Below are 17,032 nucleotides of genomic sequence, written 5' to 3' on the forward strand. Positions count from 1 at the left end.
TATTGATTTTGGGTTAATCATCATCGTAAACAGAATCTGAATGAGAGTAGCCTTCAAAAAATGTCTCGCTAGCCATATTTTTAAACTCTTTTTCTTCAACATCATCACTATCTTCTAAAAGTACAATTACCCTTACGTTTTTGTTTTGATTAAATACGAGTTTAGATTTTACATGATTAGGGATTTGTATTTTATCATTTTTGATTTTTGATTTAAACTCTAAAGCTTCCATTTTATTTAATATTAAATGTTTCTGTAAATTTAAGTAATTCTTTCGGTTATATAAAAGCTGTAATTTTTCATTTATCGTTCTAATGAGCATTCTTCCATATTCAGTAGTTAAAATTACCACATTAACTTCCCAACTCCAATTGATTTTTTACCAAATTATAATAATTTCCTTTTTGCTTTACCAATCTTGCATGGTTTCCAATCTCAGCGATTTTTCCTTGATCTAAAACCACAATTTGATGGGCGTTTTTTACAGTGCTTAAACGATGGGCTATAACGACCACGGTTTTGTTTTCAAAAAATTCGTCTAACTTTTCCATGATTATTTTTTCATTATTGGCATCTAAAGCACTGGTGGCTTCATCAAAAAATAAAAAGTTAGGGTTTTTATAAACAGCTCTGGCAATTAACAAACGCTGTTTTTGTCCAGTGCTAATGCCCACACCTTCCATGCCAATTTTGGTGTTGTAAGACAGCGGTAAGCTCCCAATAAAATCTTTGATGTTGGCAACATCTACAGCATGGGCAAGTTTCTGCTTATCAATATAATCTTCGCCAACGGCAATATTGCTCGCTATGCTATCATTAAAAATATAGCCTTCTTGCATCACTACACCACATTCGTTACGCCAGGTGGTTTGAGAGACATTTTTCATATTGAGATTGCCAAGTTCAATGTTACCTTCAATCGGGTCATAGAATTTAAGTAAAAGTTTCATCAAGGTGGTTTTGCCACTACCACTTACCCCGACAATAGCCGTCACTTTATTGGCAGGTATCACTAAATCTAATTCTTTTAAAACCAATTGATCAGAGCCGATGTATCTAAAAGACACTTGATTTAAAGTAATAGCACTCGACGGCGGAATATCACTGATTTTTTGTTGTTCGGGTGTCTCTTCGTCTTCTTTATTATGAATTTCAGAAAGCCTGTCCAACGAAATTTTAGCATCTTGAACTTCTCGTATAAAATTGATAAGTTGTGCAATTGGCGAGTTGAGTTGACCGACGATATAACTTACAGCGAGCATCATTCCTAAGGTGATTTCGCCGTCTATCACCAACTTTGCAGACAAAACGGTGATTAAAATGTTCTTAACTTCGTTGATAAACCCAGAACCTACACTTTGGTATTGCTCAAGCGCTAAACCCTCAATAGACACTTTAAACAACCGTGCCTGCACAAATTCCCACGACCAGCGTTTTTGTTTTTCGGCGTTGTGGAGTTTGATTTCCTGCATGCCGTTAATGAGCTCAATCACTTTGCTCTGCTCTTGGCTGACTTCTGAAAAACGCTTATAGTCTAAATCTCGACGCTTTTTTAAAAAAATGACAATCCATAAAAAATACGTAACTAATCAGTCCGCAAATTAGCAATAATATTTAGTGTAGATAAAACTGATTGCTGATTTTTTAAACAAGAATCTGTTACAGATCTAAGTATGGCAAAGTTATCACAGCCCTGTTCTGATCTAAATTGTCCAGAGATTTTCTGTTTTACTTTTATATTTCTTATTGCTCTTTCAGAGGCGTTGTTATCTGGAGGTACATCCAGATGATAGAGGAATGTAAAGATATAGTTCCTGTATTTTATAAGTCTTTTTTTAAAAGTTATTAATTCTTTATGTTCTTTTGGCGGATCATGATTTAAGATGATATCCATTCTTTTTTCTATACTTTTCTTTATTGGACAATCCTTGTTAAAGGCTATATCTTTTATATTTTTCTTAAAGTTGATGGCTTTTAAAAATAAGTTTTTGCAAGCTCTACTCCATTTATGATCGTGCTTTCAGTTAGATAGTTTAAATCCCGAAGTAAATGTGCCATGCAAATTTGGTGTGATTGAGCGTTGGTATTGAAATGACTCTTCCAACAATCGTGCACTAACACAGCATTTTCAAAACCATTTTCAAAGGTTTGTTCTATACTTTTTTGTCCTCTATTATCAGTTATGGTAATAAAGGTTGCTTTTTCATTTTGCCATGTCCACGCCCAGTTTTTGTCTCCTGATACTTTTACTCCTGTTTCATCGCTACCGATAGGTGATTTTGAGTTTGCTATTTCTTGTTTTATCAGATTATATGCAGGTTCAGCTTTAGTGACAAGTTTGTTTAATAAATAGTGTATTCCTCCTTCACTTATAGGAATATTAAAAACCGTATTGAACATTTCTTGCATTCTCTTAAAAGGCAAGTATTGTCTGGTATGAAAATATCCTATTAAACTTTCAATATTATTCCCATAGCTTACGGGTGCATTTGCTTGTGATGGATAGTCGCTTTTTGTTTCACAACCGCAAGGACAAACTTTTTTATAAACCTTGTGTTCTGTGACTTTTATTTTTATTTCAGGGATGTCAAATACCTGTCGACTTCCTGCATATTGATGTGGAAGTGATGAAAGGTCGTTTCCACAACAGTTACAATAATCTGGTATGTGTTCTTCTGTAACATCAGGTATCTCAACCATCTTCAAAGTATTGCCTTTTCTTCTGTTTGCCCACCTGGCTTACGCCCTGTCTTTATTCTTAGGCTTTTCCTCTTTGGTCTATTTTCATCCTTTGAGGGTGGTATGGAGCTATTATTACTGTTTTTTGGAGTTTCATATTTGGTAAGTCGTGCTTTAAGTTGACTATTTTCTAATTCTAAAGCAATTAGCTTTTTAGAAAGTTCTTCTACCTTCTGCAAGAGTGATTCTATAAGCTTATCCTTTTCCAACTTTTTTTCTTACAAATGTAGGGTGGTATGTTTGTAACAAACAAATTATTAACCAATTAGTTATCAATCCAAAAAGTTAAAAATGTTGATAAAGGTCTGATTTTTAAAATCAAGCTCTAATGAGTGGCTTATTTGAAATTTTTTTTAAAAAATTGAAATAAGCACAAAGAAAATATATGCTCAGTTTGTATTATCCAAAATTTATAGTCTTATTTTTGACACTGATTAGTTACAAAAATACAACACACTGCCTAACATAAAAATGCCAAACAGCAACAAACTATAATACGCCAAAACAATGCTAAACACCACTAAATTGACCATTGAAAACAACACATTTAAAGACGAGGTAGTTAAAATACGCTCTATACGTCTGTGGTCGTTGATACGTTGTAAAATATCTCCTGTCATACGCGTATCAAAAAAGGCGATGGGCAACTTCATGAGTTTGATAAAAAAATCTGAGACTAAAGAAATATTGATACGTGTGCTCAAATGCAACAAAATCCAACTGCGGATGACTTTAATAGCTGTTCTGCCTATAAACAAGGCTAACTGCGCAAATAGGATTAAATAAATAAAATGGATATCCTGATTCTTAATCCCAACATCGACAACACTTTGGGTTAAAAATGGAAAAATAAGTTGGAGTAAGCTCGAGGCGATTAGGCCGATGACCAATTGCCATAAAAAGGATTTGTATTTAAAAAGATATCTGGTTAAGAATTTAAAACCAAATTCTTGGTTTTCCTTATCTATATCAAAATCTGAACTATAAAATTTAGCTGTGGGTTCTAGTAAAAGCGCAATACCTTCTTCGGTTTCTGCTGTGGCGTTGTTGCCTATCCAATGTTTTAAGAATTCGTCTTTTGTATATTTTAACAGGCCGTGTGCTGGGTCTGAAACATAGAAAAAATCCTTTTTGATTTTATATAAAACGACATAGTGGTTTTTGTTCCAGTGTAAAATGCAAGGAAGTGGTGCTTCATGAAGTTTTTGTAAGTCAATTTTTACACCAAGAGTCCTAAAACCAACAGCTTCAAATGCCTCACTTAGATTTAATAAACTACTACCAGATCTTGTGGTTTGTGAAAGTTCCCTTAATTGTTTCAGGGGTATATTTTTGCCAAAGTGCTTTGAAATGATTTTTAAGCAAGTTGGTCCACAGTCTTTAGAATCAGGTTGATTATAATGAGGGAATAAAAAAAAATTAGTATTTTTAATCCCAAATGTATTCATTAATAGTGTTTAATTTGTCCTTATCTATAATGACATCATCTTTCTCAATACTAATCCCTGCACTCTGCAAATCAACATAATTATCTTCTTCACTCCACTTACTAATATAAGGATTATACTCACATTCTCTTTCATGGTAATAGAATTTTTTACCCTTGATTGGAGGTCTATTATCATTACAAAACCTCCTAAATTCACAATCTTTACAAACAATAATCTTATCTTTTGTTACTCTCCAGTATTCAATAAATTTTTCATCCCTTAATAACTTAATTGAATTTAAACTATCTAGATCTGATAAATGATTATAAATATAGTCAGATTCTTTACTATTTTTGATTTCAGTATTTCTTCCTATAAATAATTTATCACTATAATAAGTGTTTTTTTCTATAGACTCAAAATAAACACTCAAATCATTTGTTATCTTCGATTCCTTTATTCCATTAGGTCTGAACATTCTATTATTGAAGCTATGGTAATCATCAACAATCTTTTTGTTAGTATTGTTATTAATAATATAAATCCGATTGTCTTTGCTTATAGACTTAAATAAATATTCATATTCAGTAAAACCAGTTTCAAAGGTTAAATCTATACAATCTATTTCTAATTCATCAATAAAAGCAATAAGACAGTCAATAGATTTTAGATTTGAGAATTCTGAAAATACAACATTTAGTTGTCCAAACAACATTCTATTTAATAGTAGTTTACCAAGTTGAAAAGATACAGCTTCTGAAAGTTCTATAACACATATCTTAAAGTCAAAGGGAAAATCAATAATCCCTCTTAGATCAGAAAAGTTTCTTAAATTATTATTATCTACATCGATAAGAAGTTCGTTTTCTAATAAAAAATTATATTCGTCAGTCGATAAATCTTCAACTTTAAAAGTAAAATTATTACTATTTAATTTTTCATAGAAAGAGTTAGGCACAAAAAAAATATCATTTTTTAAGGAGTCAAATACTAAAGTCCTATTATGACCTTTTGTAAAAAAAACGTTTTTAAATATACTTTTCATTTATAGTAAGTTTTATAGAAACAACACATAATTCTAATCTTATGTTCTGATGTTTTAGAAATACTAGATTTTCGATTTTGAGTCTTAACCTTAGTGATTTTCTTGCTCTCTAATTCATTTAATATTAAAGGGACTTTATTTTTCATATTGTTATAAGTATTCTGCTATTTGCTTAAAAATACCATAATTACATGGTAATTCTACTTGTTCAAATTGACCTACAGGATTAATCTCAAATAGTACATACTCACCATTCTTGGTGTATGCAATATCTAAACTGCCAGAGTTTAGATTTACCTCATCAAATAGTTTTAACAGTTTTTCTTCGAATTCAACTGGTAATTTATATGGAACTACTCTATTAGGGTTATCAAGATCATAATTTCTAAAGTCTAACTCCGTTTTCGGATTAGACTGAGAAAATATAACACTGCTAAAAAATTTTCTATTAAAAAAAAATGTACGTATTTCAAATTTTTTATCAATCTCATTTTGAATTAAAGAGTGCTGAAAAGCTTTTTTTTTCATATCAACTCTTTTTGTAGTTGAGAAATATCTATAACCATCCTTTTCAATAAGCAAATCTCCGATTGGTTTAGTTATATAGCTATTATTTTGATTCAAATCATTTATATCGTCCGTTACAAATGTATTTGGTATATTTATATTAAGATTTTTTGCTTTATCTAAAACGATTAACTTGTTAATATTGTTATCATAATGATTATTTAACTTACTTATTTTGGATAATTGGTTTTCAAAAAATTCACACACCTTTTTGAGCTCATCTTTTAAAAACAAATTTACCTTATCTGATATATCTTTTTTGTTATATTCAAATTCAACACCGTAATACATCTTGAAATTCAAATTAGATCTCCTATACCAATATGATGTAAACTCTGACAAATAATATTTTTTATCATCGATCGCAAAATGTATATCAATTTCTTTATTATTTAAAATAATTTTTAAGATTGTAATTGAATTCTTATTTGAAATCCTAATAAATTTCTTTTTTAAGTAGGCAAGCCAATAACAAACAACGTCAGTTGTTGGTTCATGTTCATCACTACATATTAGTATCATAGTTAATTGTCATTTATATAGTTGCTGGGCAAATCCCATCCGACTTGTTTATAAAAGGTTTTTAAATCAATAAGCCAATAGCGATTTCTTAAAGAATCAACTTTTTGTGGATATAATAAATCCATGCTTTTAATTTTTTTTGTTTCAATGTCATAAATGGTTTTTGTTCCAAGCACTGATTTATCCTTACTAACATACCACGAAATATAGTGGTCATATATGCTCCCATATGTTCTTGGGCTAATATTTCCCCTCTCTACCTCTTTCCATAGTAAATCAATAAACTCCTTAGCATCAGCTTTATTAAAGAATCCAGCTACAGCATGATTAAGGATTAAACCAATAGTTTGAGGATTAAATCTTCTACATTTCGTCCGATAAGGGAATTTTTCATCTCTTAATAGATCCAACAAAATATAACTGTTACCGGAATACAAATATTTACTCATAGCGCTTCTAACAGTATCGCTTAATTCTGCTTTGGGTAATAGCTTAAGCCTAGATGTTTGGCTGTAATATTCATGCTGTAAAATATCTTCAAAAAGTTGATTTTGAATTTCATCAATTTGACTAATAAAATAATTTCTCTCTTCTCTTAAAATGTTTATGTATTTTTCGTAGAAGTATTTTTGAAATTTATTGAAATCATTTAATGAATCATTTGAATCAATAAAGTCGAAATCATAAGAAATAGATAACATATCTTTTAATTCTATACTATCTTCTTCGAACTGGTATCCTGATCTAATAGCTTTTCTAAAATATTCCAAAGATGATTTTTTATCATTGTCCAAAAAATAATAAAATGATAATGACATCAGATCCTTAGGAAAGGGATTTTTATTTTCAAATGCTTGTCTATAATATTGAATTTTGCTTTCTAAGTCGGCATATTCAATTGATTTTGATTTATTAATTTGTTCATGGTATTTTTCAAAATTAATATCTTGTGCAGAACAAGAACAATAACAAATTAAATAAAATAAATAAGAAAAAAGTATTTTTTTCATAAAAAAAGAAAACAGCCAAAAATGGCTGTTCAAAATTTGATTAATTACAATATCATGCTGAGAAGCTAGCCTCGATGGTAGGGTCTGGCCAGTCCGCTGAACCTTCACCAACACTAGTATCTGGATTATCTAATCCAGTTTTACCGCCATTTTTGTCTAATGTCTGAAAACTAATATCATACGTATCATTTCCAGCGTTAGTATCTGAATTCACAGATGTGTTGAAACCACCTATTAATGAATTCTGCTCACTTTTGTTTATTTTAAATTTTTTAAATTTATTATACATAATTTTTTAATTATAATTTGTTAAATTTTAACTCATAGTAAAACTACTACTTATTCCAGGAAGTGGCTTATCCGTTGTGTTATCACCACTACTAGTATCATGACTGTCATTATAGATTCCATCAGGTTCATGAGTTTTTGTTATGACATCATACTGAGATCCAGCTCCTAATGTATCTTGCCCGTTTTCAGTGTAATTTCCGCCAATAAGCGAATTAAGTTGATTCTCTTTAAGTTCAAACTTTTCGAATAGATTAAATTTTTGGTTTTTCATGTTTACATTATTTAATTAATTATGATTTCTAATTTGCAGAGATTGTAAAATTCAACTTATCACTAGGATAATCTCTTGAACCTTCGCCTACGCTAGTAGAGCTATTATCTAATTCAGTAGGTTCACCTTGACTATCATAAGTCTGAAATTCTATATCGTATACATCACCACTTTGGCTTGTATCACTTGAGACACTTGTCAATCCTCCTCCAAAGAGTTCTTTAATCCTAGTTGGTTTTATTTTGAATTTTTCAAAGTTTTTGTAATTTTCCATGAGATAATAATTAAAAATTTATTTCAGTTAAGCCTATTTTATAAGTTTTAAATTAATACTTTGCTAAATTAAAAAAAATCAGAATAAAATTAATTTTTTATATTGCAATTTGTTTTGCAAATTAATGCAATATAGTGAATCATGCAAAAAACAAAACTCATTACCACCCGAAAACAAAAAGGTTTTTCTCAGCAACAGTTAGCAGATTACCTCTGTATGAATGTATCGAGTTATAACCGAAGAGAAAAAGGCATCTCTCATATCAGACCAGATGAATGGATGAAATTGGCGGATATACTGGAAGTCAATTTAGATGAGATTTATGAGCATGATGCCCGTTACCATATAGATTGTAAAGATCAGTCGGTTGGCATTGGAGTTAACAATGGAACAAATAATGTTTATACCGTTCCTAAAGCATTACTCGATTCACAGCAAAAGTATATAGAATTGCTGGAGGCGAGGATTAAGAAGCTTGAAGAAGATTAATGTGCTAATTTGGTAATGTGCTAATGTGGTAATTGGGTAATTTGGTAATTTGGTAATTTGAAAATGTAAAGATGTAGCAATAAATCATTATCATTATAGCATAATTATTTTTAAAGCTTTAAAAAAACTTAGAATCATTTAAAATTTATAATTCAAAATTTCCTACACCAAATCCAACCAAAACTCAACACTTGATTATCTTTGCCTAAAATTTTAAAATAAATGATCAATATAACTTTACCTGATGGTAGTGTCAAACCAATGGAAAGTGGCTCAACACCCTTTGATGTCGCACAAAGTATAAGCCACGGACTGGCAAGAAATGTCATTTCAGCCTCGTATAATGGTAAAACCGTTGAAACCTCAACACCTTTAAATGAAGACGGAAAATTAGTGCTTTATACCTTTGATAATAAAGAAGGTAAAAAAGCCCTTTGGCACTCGGCAAGACACTTGATGGCACAAGCCATTTTAAAGTTTTATCCTAAAGCCAAGCTTACTATTGGTCCAGCCATTGATCAAGGCTTTTATTACGATATTGATTTTGGAGAAGACAGTATTTCTGAAAAAGATTTTCCGAAAATTGAAAAACAAATTTTAGAAACTGCTCGACAAAAACATGAATTTCAGTTGCGCGAGGTCTCAAAAGAAGAAGCTTTAGAGTACTACAAAAATAATCCTTTCAAAACTGAATTGATTGAAAACTTAGAAGACGGCGAAATCACCTTTTGTGATCACGACGATTTCACCGATTTATGCCGTGGCGGTCATATTCCTCATACAGGATTTATTAAAGCGGTTAAACTTCTGACTGCTGCTGGTGCATATTGGCGAGGTGATGAAACCAACCCTCAACTTACAAGAGTCTATGGCATTGCTTTTCCTAAGCAAAAGATGTTGAAAGAGTATCTTGATATGTTGGAAGAGGCCTAAAAAAGAGACCACAGAAAACTGGGTAAAGCTCTTGAGTTATTCACATTTTCGCAAAAAGTAGGTCAAGGTTTACCACTTTGGCTACCAAAAGGAGCAGACTACGTGAACGTCTTGAAAATTTTCTGAAAGATGCCCAACAAATAGCAGGTTACGAGCAAGTGATCTCGCCACATATTGGTCACAAAGATTTATATGTCACTTCTGGACACTACGAAAAATATGGCGAAGACAGCTTCCGACCTATTACAACACCAAAAGAGGATGAAGAATTTCTTCTAAAACCTATGAATTGCCCGCACCACTGCGAAATTTATAATTCAGCGACGTGGAGTTATAAAGATTTACCCAAACGTTATGCCGAATTTGGCACCGTTTACCGCTATGAACAAAGTGGCGAACTTCATGGTCTAACAAGAGTTAGAGGTTTTACACAAGATGATGCCCATATTTTCTGCACACCAGACCAACTTGATGAAGAATTCAAAAAGGTAATCGATCTTGTACTCTATGTCTTTGGCTCACTTGGTTTTGAAAACTTCACGGCACAAGTCTCGCTGAGAGATCCTGATAACAAAGAAAAATACATCGGTTCTGAAGACAACTGGAAAAAAGCAGAAGATGCCATCCTGAAAGCCGCCAAAGAAAAACATCTAAATTACCACATAGAAACAGGAGAAGCGGCATTTTACGGTCCAAAATTAGACTTTATGGTTAAAGATGCCTTGCATCGCGAATGGCAACTCGGCACAATACAAGTTGATTACAATCTCCCTGAACGCTTTGATTTGACTTACAAAGGAGCAGATAATGAATTGCATAGACCTGTGATGATTCACCGAGCACCGTTCGGTAGTATGGAGCGCTTTATAGCTATTTTATTAGAGCACACTGCAGGCAACTTCCCGCTTTGGTTAACCAATGAGCAAGCTATCATATTATCAATCAGTGAGAAATATGAAAATTATTCTAAAAAAGTTTTAAATTTGCTCAAAAAACACGAAATTCGCGCCCGCATTGATAATAGAAGTGAAACAATGGGTAAAAAAATCCGAGATGCGGAAACCCAAAAAATCCCTTTTATGATCATTGTAGGAGAAAATGAAGTTGATAACCAGAGCGTTTCAATTAGAAAACACGGTGGAGAAGATTTAGGAGAAATGAGTGTCAATGATTTTTCTGAATTAATTAATAAAGAAGTTAATGCGCAAAAACGCACTTTTAACGGATAAAGTTTAACTTAAAAACATATAAACAATTAGAAGAAAAAAAACAAATTACCGTCGTAGAGAAAAACCAGAAGACAAACATCGCATCAACGACAAGATCAGAGCGAAAGAAGTTCGACTTGTAGGCGATAATGTTAAGATGGGTGTTTATCCTCTTAAAGAAGCTCTATCAATAGCTGATGAGCAAGGTTTAGATTTGGTTGAAATATCACCAAATGCAGAACCGCCTGTAACAAAAGTGATGGATTATAAAAAGTTTCTCTACGAGCAAAAAAGAGAGAGAAAAAACTTAAAGCCAAAGCGTCTAAAGTTGTAGTCAAAGAAATTCGTTTCGTACCAAACACCGACGATCATGACTACGAGTTTAAAAAGAAAAACGCCATTAAGTTTTTAAAAGACGGTGCTAAGCTCAAAGCCTTTGTATTTTTTAAAGGCAGGTCAATTGTGTTTAAAGAACAAGGTGAAATCTTATTATTAAGATTAGCTCAAGATTTAGAAGACTATGGTAAGGTTGAACAATTACCAAAACTTGAAGGTAAGCGAATGATTATGATGGTTTCGCCAACTTCACAAAAAAAATAAAAGCGATAATAATTTAATATATAAACATGTCAAAAAAAGTAAAATTTAAAACCAAATCAAGTGCTAAAAAGCGTTTCAAGCTGACTGGAACAGGAAAACTCAAACGCAAACATGCATTTAAAAGTCACATTTTGACTAAAAAATCTAAGAAAAGAAAACTTAAGTTAACTCACGATACAATCGTAGATAAATCAGACGAAAAAAACATTAAACAACAACTCGGTTTAAAGTAAATTTTCGCGGTTAACCCAATTATTAACCCTGGAGTATGGCTCATAAAAATGTTTAAAACTTAAACTGCCTACTACAAAAAACAAAAAAATTATGCCAAGATCAACAAATTCAGTCGCTTCAAGAGCGAGACGTAAAAAAATTATGAAGCTTGCCAAAGGCTATTACGGAAGACGTAAAAACGTTTGGACAGTTGCTAAAAATGCTGTAGAAAAAGGCTTAGTCTATGCCTACAGAGATAGAAGAGCAAAAAAGAGAAACTTTAGAAAACTATGGATTGTCAGAATCAACGCTGCCACAAGACAACACGGTATGTCATATTCTCAATTTATGGGAAAACTCAAGAAAAGCAACATCGAGCTTAACCGAAAAGTCTTAGCCGACCTTGCTGTTCACAACCCAGATGCTTTCAAAGCTGTAGTCGATAAAGTCAAATAAACTATCAACCTTATTATCGCTTAAAGCCCTTTTCATATCGGAAAGGGTTTTTTAATATCAAGTCAACAAAAATTAATTTTAAATTAAAAAGACCTCACAGGTTTTAAAAACCTGTGAGGTCTATATTATTAGATTCATCAAAAAAGCTTCCAAGTCAAACTTGAAAGCTTTTGGGTGGCTGGTGGGGTTCGAACCCACGACCCTCGGATCCACAAACCGATACTCTAACCAACTGAGCTACAGCCACCGTAAATGTTGTTTGTATTCATCAAAATGAGAGTGCAAATTTACGCAATTTTAGCATTCAACAAAACTTTTTAGAATAAATATCAAGTAGAAATAAGCGTGATTTTATATCAAATCAAAAACAGATTTTACACCAATATAGCGTTCAACGGTAAAACCTTCTGCATAATCAACACCAATAATTCGACCAAAGTTTCTCGCTCTATAACTGATACTTTCCATAAAATTAGAACTTGAAATTGGCGTTTCAGGTTCTTTGCTATCTGGATTATAAAATTGAGATTGATAAGCCTTTACGACCTCAATTTTGTCATTTATAGTTTCTGAAATATCAACGACAAAGTCAGGCTCAATATCAAACCATTGAATATAATGATAAACTTTTTTAGGTCGCCAAGGGTCTTGAACTTTATCATTCAGCGTCGTTTTATATTTCTTAAGTCCACTCAAAAAACAAGCTTCACTTACCAATTGGCTTGCACGTCCGTGATCAATATGTCGGTCTCTTATGGCATTGCAAAATATCACTTCTGGCTGATATTCTCTTAAAACCTTAACCACTTCGTGTTTATGTGCTTCATCATTTATAAAAAGAGCATCTTTAAATTTTAAGTTTTTTCTGATTTCAACCCCTAAAACCTTAGCCGCATTTTGAGCCTCTTCAGCTCTGATTTCTTTCTGCCTCGCGTACCCATTTCGCCTTGAGTCAAATCTATAATACCAACACGTTTGCCATTTTTGATTTCAACAGACAAAGTTCCCGAACAACTGAGTTCTACGTCATCGGGATGAGCTCCAAAAGCTAAAATATCAAGTTTCATTATAAGTTGTTTTTTAGTTGTCTGATTTTAATGTTAAAAGTCGCAAAGATAAGCGTCATAAATGGACTGAGATAGTTAAAAATAGCATAAACAAAATAATCGGCTACAGAAACACCAAGCACATTACTGTGATAAGCACCACAAGTGTTGTATGGGATTAAAACCGAAGTCACTGTGCCAGAGTCTTCTAACGTACGACTTAAGTTTTCTGGTGCGAGTCCTTTGTCTTTATAGTACTTTGCAAACATTTTACCAGGTATAACAATAGCCAAATATTGATCTGAAGCTGTTGCATTTAAGGCTAAACAACTTGCTACTGTTGAAGCAAACAACCCAAAGGTAGTGTGAAATAAATTTAGTAGAGCTTTACTTAAAGTTTGCAAAGCACCAATAGCTTCCATTACTCCTCCAAAAACCATAGCACAGATAATGAGCCAAATGGTATTAAGCATTCCTTTCATTCCAGAACTTTGAAACAAATCTTTAAGTAATGCATTATCTGTAGGTATTGCAATATCGGTAGTAATTGTGTCAATCAAACCTTTATAAAAAGCCTTGAACCCGCTTTGAGTTGAATCAGCCACCAAAAGCACCAAATCAGGTTGAAAAATCAATGCGACCACAGCACCAAGCAAAGTCCCAACAAATAAAGCGACTAAAGGTGGCGTTTTTTTTACAATCATTACTATGACCAAAATTGGGACAATAAACAACCATGGCGTGATATAAAATGAAGTTTTAAGGTCTTTTAAAATACCAGGATTTTCTGTTAGTGATGGCGTATCTAAATTAAATCCAATAATTAAAAACACCAAAATAGTAATAGCAATTGTCGGAATAGTGGTGAGTGTCATGTATCTAATATGGGTAAATAAATCTGTTCCTGCCATAGCTGGAGCTAAATTAGTAGTATCACTCATCGGTGAGAGTTTGTCGCCAAAATAAGCCCCAGATAGTATAGCTCCAGCAGTCATTCCTAAAGGGATATTTAAAACTTGTGCTATACCAATTAAAGCAATACCCACTGTGGCAGAAGTAGTCCAACTACTCCCTGTAGAAATTGAAATTAAAGAGCAAATAATCACACAAGCGACCAAAAAAATAGATGGATGTAAAATTTGCAAGCCATAATATACCATAACAGGAATGACCCCACTGAGTAACCAAGTTCCCGCTAAAGCACCAACCATTAAAAGAATAAGAATAGCACCAGCCGTAGATTTGATGTTTTTAGCCACCTCTTCCATCATTGATGTATAGGAAACACCTTTAAAAACACCTAAAATGACTGCAATGGCCGCTGACATTAAAAGTATAAATTGGTTTGAACCACCTAGAGCATCGTCCTTATAAACCCCTAAAACATTAAATGCTAACATTATAACCAAAGCAATAATAGGGATAAGTGCTTGCCAAATATTTAAATTTATAAATGAATCTGGAGTGTCTTCTTGATGTGGTTTTGACATATAAAAATTTTATCCCGTAATTTTACAACTTTATGCTGAATATCACAAGAAATAAGCTTTAATGATGAAGTATTCACTAAAAAAGTCGCCTCAAAACACCTTGTGAAGAATCTGATTCCGATGCTTTGGAACAGATTGATATGGTGTTTTGAAACAGCTTCTGTTTTAAAACTATTTCTTAATAAAATTACTTGGTAAACAACAACTCCCTATACTTGGTTAAGGTCCACATTTCATCATCTATTAATAGTTCCAGCTTGTCGCAATGATATCTTATTTCATCAAAAAAAGGTTTCACTTGATCGCAATAGGCGTGAGCTTTTTGGGTTTGATCTTCTATGGAATTTGCTTTTTTACGAGCATCGATCATTTCATCTATACCTCTATTGATGTGTTCAATATGATTAGAAATAATCTCAATGATTTTTAATTGTTCTTTTGCTTTATCTTCAAAATCGTTTCCGTAAATTTCTTTAAGACCTTTTACATTTTCAATGAGAACGTTTTGATATCTAATCGCCGTTGGAATAACGTGATTACGTGCAATGTCGCCTAAAACACGACCTTCTATTTGAATGTGTTTTGAATAATCTTCAATTTCAATTTCGTATCGTGCTTTAATTTCAATTTCATTCATCACGCCAAGTTCTTTGAATAAATCAATGGCTTTTTTAGAAATTTTAGCTTTTAGGGCTACGGGTGTAGTTTTGTTATTACTTAAGCCACGTTTTTCAGCTTCTTTTTCCCAAGCTTGGCCGTAACCATCACCTTCAAAACGTATTTTTTTAGACTGCTTGATGTATTCTCTTAAGACGTTAAAGATGGCATCATCTTTTTTCATCTTTTTATCTTTAATTAAGACGTCAACTTCTTTTTTAAATTCTTTTAACTGTTTAGCGACAATGGCATTTAAAGTTGTCATTGGGTCAGCACAATTGGCTAATGAACCAACAGCTCTCAACTCAAACTTATTACCAGTAAAGGCAAAAGGAGACGTCCTATTACGATCTGTATTATCAAGAAGTATTTCAGGGATTTTTCCGACAACATTCAGTTTGAGGTCGGTTTTTTCTTCAGGTGATAGTTTACCATTGGTTACTTTTTCAAGTTCGTCTAAAACTTTTGTCAATTGAGAACCAATAAACACAGAGATAATTGCTGGCGGTGCTTCATTTGCCCCAAGTCTGTGGTCATTTGAAGCCGAAGCAACTGTGGCTCTGATCAACTCTTCATATTCATAAACCGCTTTAATGGTATTGATAAAAAAGGTTAAGAATTGAAGATTTTTCATCGGTTTTTTAGTAGGGCTCAATAAGTTTACACCAGTATCTGTAATCATTGACCAATTGTTGTGTTTACCACTACCATTGACATCTTTAAAAGGTTTTTCGTGGAAAAGCACTTTAAAATTATGTCTATTAGCTACTTTATCCATCACATCCATAAGCAATGAATTATGGTCAACGGCAAGATTAGCTTCTTCAAAAATAGGTGCTAATTCAAATTGGTTTGGAGCAACTTCATTATGACGTGTTTTTACAGGAATTCCAAGAAGCATACATTCCTTTTCAAGGTCTTTCATATAGTTTAAAACACGATCAGGAATAGATCCGAAATAGTGATCGTCCATTTGTTGACCTTTTGCAGGTGCGTGACCTAAAAGTGTTCTTCCAGAAAGTATAATGTCTGGTCTTGAAGTAGCTAAGGCTTTGTCAACCAAAAAATATTCCTGTTCCCAACCCAAAGTGGCATTGACTTTTGATACTTTTTTATCAAAATATTGAGCAACGCTAGTTGCGACTTTATCTAAAACTTGTAACGATCTCAATAAAGGTGTTTTATAATCTAAAGCTTCACCTGTGTAGGCTACAAAGATAGTCGGAATACAAAGCGTAGTCCCTAAAACAAAAGCTGGTGAAGTGGGATCCCAAGCGGTATAACCCCTGGCTTCAAACGTATTTCTTATTCCACCGTTGGGTAAACTTGACGCATCGGGTTCTTGCTGTACTAATTGGCTACCATTAAATTTTTCAATAGCATAACCTTCATCGCCTAAGGTTTCAAAAAAAGCATCGTGTTTTTCAGCAGTTGAACCAGTTAAAGGTTGAAACCAATGTGTATAATGTGTTGCCCCTTTAGAAATAGCCCATTCTTTCAAAGCGGTAGAAATATTGTCAGCTAAATCTCTATTGATTTTTGTGCCTTTTTTTATTGCACTTTGAACTTGCTCAAACGCTTTTTTGGTTAAGTGTTGACGCATCGCATTGTGGTTAAACACATTTTTAGCAAAATACTCAGAACGGCGTTGTGTTTCCTCAACGCAAATTGGTGTTCTGTTGAATGTTTCTTTTAAAGCATTAAATCTTAAAGTAGCCATAGGTTTATTAAATTTATATTTATTTTGAAGTGGTAAAAATACAAAAATATTACGATTACCCTTTATTGTTT

Annotated in this window: 15 protein-coding genes, 1 tRNA gene and 5 pseudogenes; 5 read left to right on the forward strand and 16 right to left on the reverse strand. The window is 32.7% G+C overall.

The genetic code is table 11. The features are described from left to right. Window positions 1-13 precede the first annotated feature (13 nt). The 12 genes and pseudogenes from IGB25_RS08205 to IGB25_RS08260 form a co-directional block, all read right to left on the reverse strand. The gene (locus IGB25_RS08205) at window positions 14-232 is read right to left on the reverse strand and encodes a hypothetical protein (protein WP_211064594.1); all 219 of its coding nucleotides are present in this window, start codon (window positions 230-232) and stop codon (window positions 14-16) included. Window positions 233-353: 121 nt separating this feature from the next. After that, window positions 354-1,586, reverse strand: a pseudogene (locus IGB25_RS08210) (peptidase domain-containing ABC transporter); the annotation flags it as partial. Then, window positions 1,586-1,969 carry a transposase gene (locus IGB25_RS08215; RefSeq protein ID WP_211066853.1) on the reverse strand — a complete coding sequence of 128 codons (384 nt, stop codon included), beginning with the start codon at window positions 1,967-1,969 and terminating at the stop codon, window positions 1,586-1,588. The gene IGB25_RS08215 and the pseudogene IGB25_RS08210, both read right to left, overlap by 1 nt. A 5-nt stretch (window positions 1,970-1,974) precedes the next feature. After that, a complete protein-coding gene (locus tag IGB25_RS08220; RefSeq protein WP_211064595.1) occupies window positions 1,975-2,700 on the reverse strand; it encodes a transposase in 726 nt (241 codons plus the stop codon). Window positions 2,701-2,702: 2 nt separating this feature from the next. Continuing rightward, on the reverse strand, window positions 2,703-2,948 hold the full coding sequence (locus IGB25_RS08225; protein WP_211064596.1) for a DUF6444 domain-containing protein: 246 nt from the start codon (window positions 2,946-2,948) through the stop codon (window positions 2,703-2,705). Window positions 2,949-3,182: 234 nt separating this feature from the next. Further along, window positions 3,183-4,187: pseudogene (locus IGB25_RS08230) on the reverse strand (cysteine peptidase family C39 domain-containing protein); the annotation flags it as partial. Beyond that, the gene (locus IGB25_RS08235) at window positions 4,168-5,214 is read right to left on the reverse strand and encodes a hypothetical protein (protein WP_211064598.1); all 1,047 of its coding nucleotides are present in this window, start codon (window positions 5,212-5,214) and stop codon (window positions 4,168-4,170) included. The gene IGB25_RS08235 and the pseudogene IGB25_RS08230, both read right to left, overlap by 20 nt. A gap of 150 nt (window positions 5,215-5,364) precedes the next feature. Then, window positions 5,365-6,303, reverse strand: a complete 939-nt coding sequence (gwsG, locus tag IGB25_RS08240; RefSeq protein WP_211064599.1) for a grasp-with-spasm system ATP-grasp peptide maturase — start codon at window positions 6,301-6,303, stop codon at window positions 5,365-5,367. A gap of 2 nt (window positions 6,304-6,305) precedes the next feature. Further along, complete coding sequence (locus IGB25_RS08245; protein ID WP_211064600.1) at window positions 6,306-7,346, reverse strand: hypothetical protein; 1,041 nt, start codon at window positions 7,344-7,346, stop codon at window positions 6,306-6,308. A gap of 19 nt (window positions 7,347-7,365) precedes the next feature. After that, the gene (locus tag IGB25_RS08250) at window positions 7,366-7,602 is read right to left on the reverse strand and encodes a hypothetical protein (RefSeq protein WP_211064601.1); all 237 of its coding nucleotides are present in this window, start codon (window positions 7,600-7,602) and stop codon (window positions 7,366-7,368) included. 27 nt (window positions 7,603-7,629) lie between these two features. Further along, window positions 7,630-7,875 (reverse strand): hypothetical protein, encoded by a 246-nt coding sequence (locus IGB25_RS08255; RefSeq protein ID WP_211064602.1) that lies wholly within the window; start codon window positions 7,873-7,875, stop codon window positions 7,630-7,632. 28 nt (window positions 7,876-7,903) lie between these two features. Continuing rightward, a complete protein-coding gene (locus IGB25_RS08260) occupies window positions 7,904-8,149 on the reverse strand; it encodes a hypothetical protein (RefSeq protein WP_211064603.1) in 246 nt (81 codons plus the stop codon). 141 nt (window positions 8,150-8,290) lie between these two features. On the opposite strand from IGB25_RS08260, the gene IGB25_RS08265 reads away from it, so the two are divergent. The 5 genes and pseudogenes from IGB25_RS08265 (at window position 8,291) to rplT (ending at window position 12,048) form a co-directional block, all read left to right on the forward strand. Continuing rightward, window positions 8,291-8,638: a helix-turn-helix transcriptional regulator gene (locus IGB25_RS08265; RefSeq protein ID WP_211064604.1), complete on the forward strand. Its 348-nt coding sequence runs from the start codon at window positions 8,291-8,293 to the stop codon at window positions 8,636-8,638. Between the two features lie 222 nt (window positions 8,639-8,860). Continuing rightward, window positions 8,861-10,800: pseudogene (gene thrS, locus IGB25_RS08270) on the forward strand (threonine--tRNA ligase). 82 nt (window positions 10,801-10,882) lie between these two features. Further along, window positions 10,883-11,379 (forward strand): annotated as a pseudogene (gene infC / locus IGB25_RS08275) (translation initiation factor IF-3). A gap of 26 nt (window positions 11,380-11,405) precedes the next feature. Then, window positions 11,406-11,612 carry a 50S ribosomal protein L35 gene (gene rpmI / locus IGB25_RS08280; protein WP_211064605.1) on the forward strand — a complete coding sequence of 69 codons (207 nt, stop codon included), beginning with the start codon at window positions 11,406-11,408 and terminating at the stop codon, window positions 11,610-11,612. Window positions 11,613-11,703: 91 nt separating this feature from the next. After that, the gene (rplT, locus tag IGB25_RS08285; RefSeq protein ID WP_211064606.1) at window positions 11,704-12,048 is read left to right on the forward strand and encodes a 50S ribosomal protein L20; all 345 of its coding nucleotides are present in this window, start codon (window positions 11,704-11,706) and stop codon (window positions 12,046-12,048) included. Between the two features lie 173 nt (window positions 12,049-12,221). On the opposite strand, the gene IGB25_RS08290 is transcribed toward rplT, so the two are convergent. The 4 genes and pseudogenes from IGB25_RS08290 to IGB25_RS08305 form a co-directional block, all read right to left on the reverse strand. Beyond that, window positions 12,222-12,295: transfer RNA gene (locus tag IGB25_RS08290), tRNA-His, on the reverse strand. Between the two features lie 104 nt (window positions 12,296-12,399). Continuing rightward, a pseudogene (gene bshB1, locus IGB25_RS08295) lies at window positions 12,400-13,115 on the reverse strand (bacillithiol biosynthesis deacetylase BshB1). After that, window positions 13,115-14,584, reverse strand: a complete 1,470-nt coding sequence (nhaC, locus tag IGB25_RS08300; protein WP_211064607.1) for a Na+/H+ antiporter NhaC — start codon at window positions 14,582-14,584, stop codon at window positions 13,115-13,117. The pseudogene bshB1 and the gene nhaC overlap by 1 nt, the downstream one beginning before the upstream one ends. Window positions 14,585-14,771: 187 nt before the next feature. Then, window positions 14,772-16,961 carry a glutamine synthetase III gene (locus IGB25_RS08305; protein ID WP_211064608.1) on the reverse strand — a complete coding sequence of 730 codons (2,190 nt, stop codon included), beginning with the start codon at window positions 16,959-16,961 and terminating at the stop codon, window positions 14,772-14,774. Between the last annotated feature and the right edge of the window lie 71 nt (window positions 16,962-17,032).

It is taken from the genome of Flavobacterium sp. CS20 (assembly GCF_018080005.1).
Classification (GTDB): Bacteria; Bacteroidota; Bacteroidia; order Flavobacteriales; family Flavobacteriaceae; genus Psychroflexus.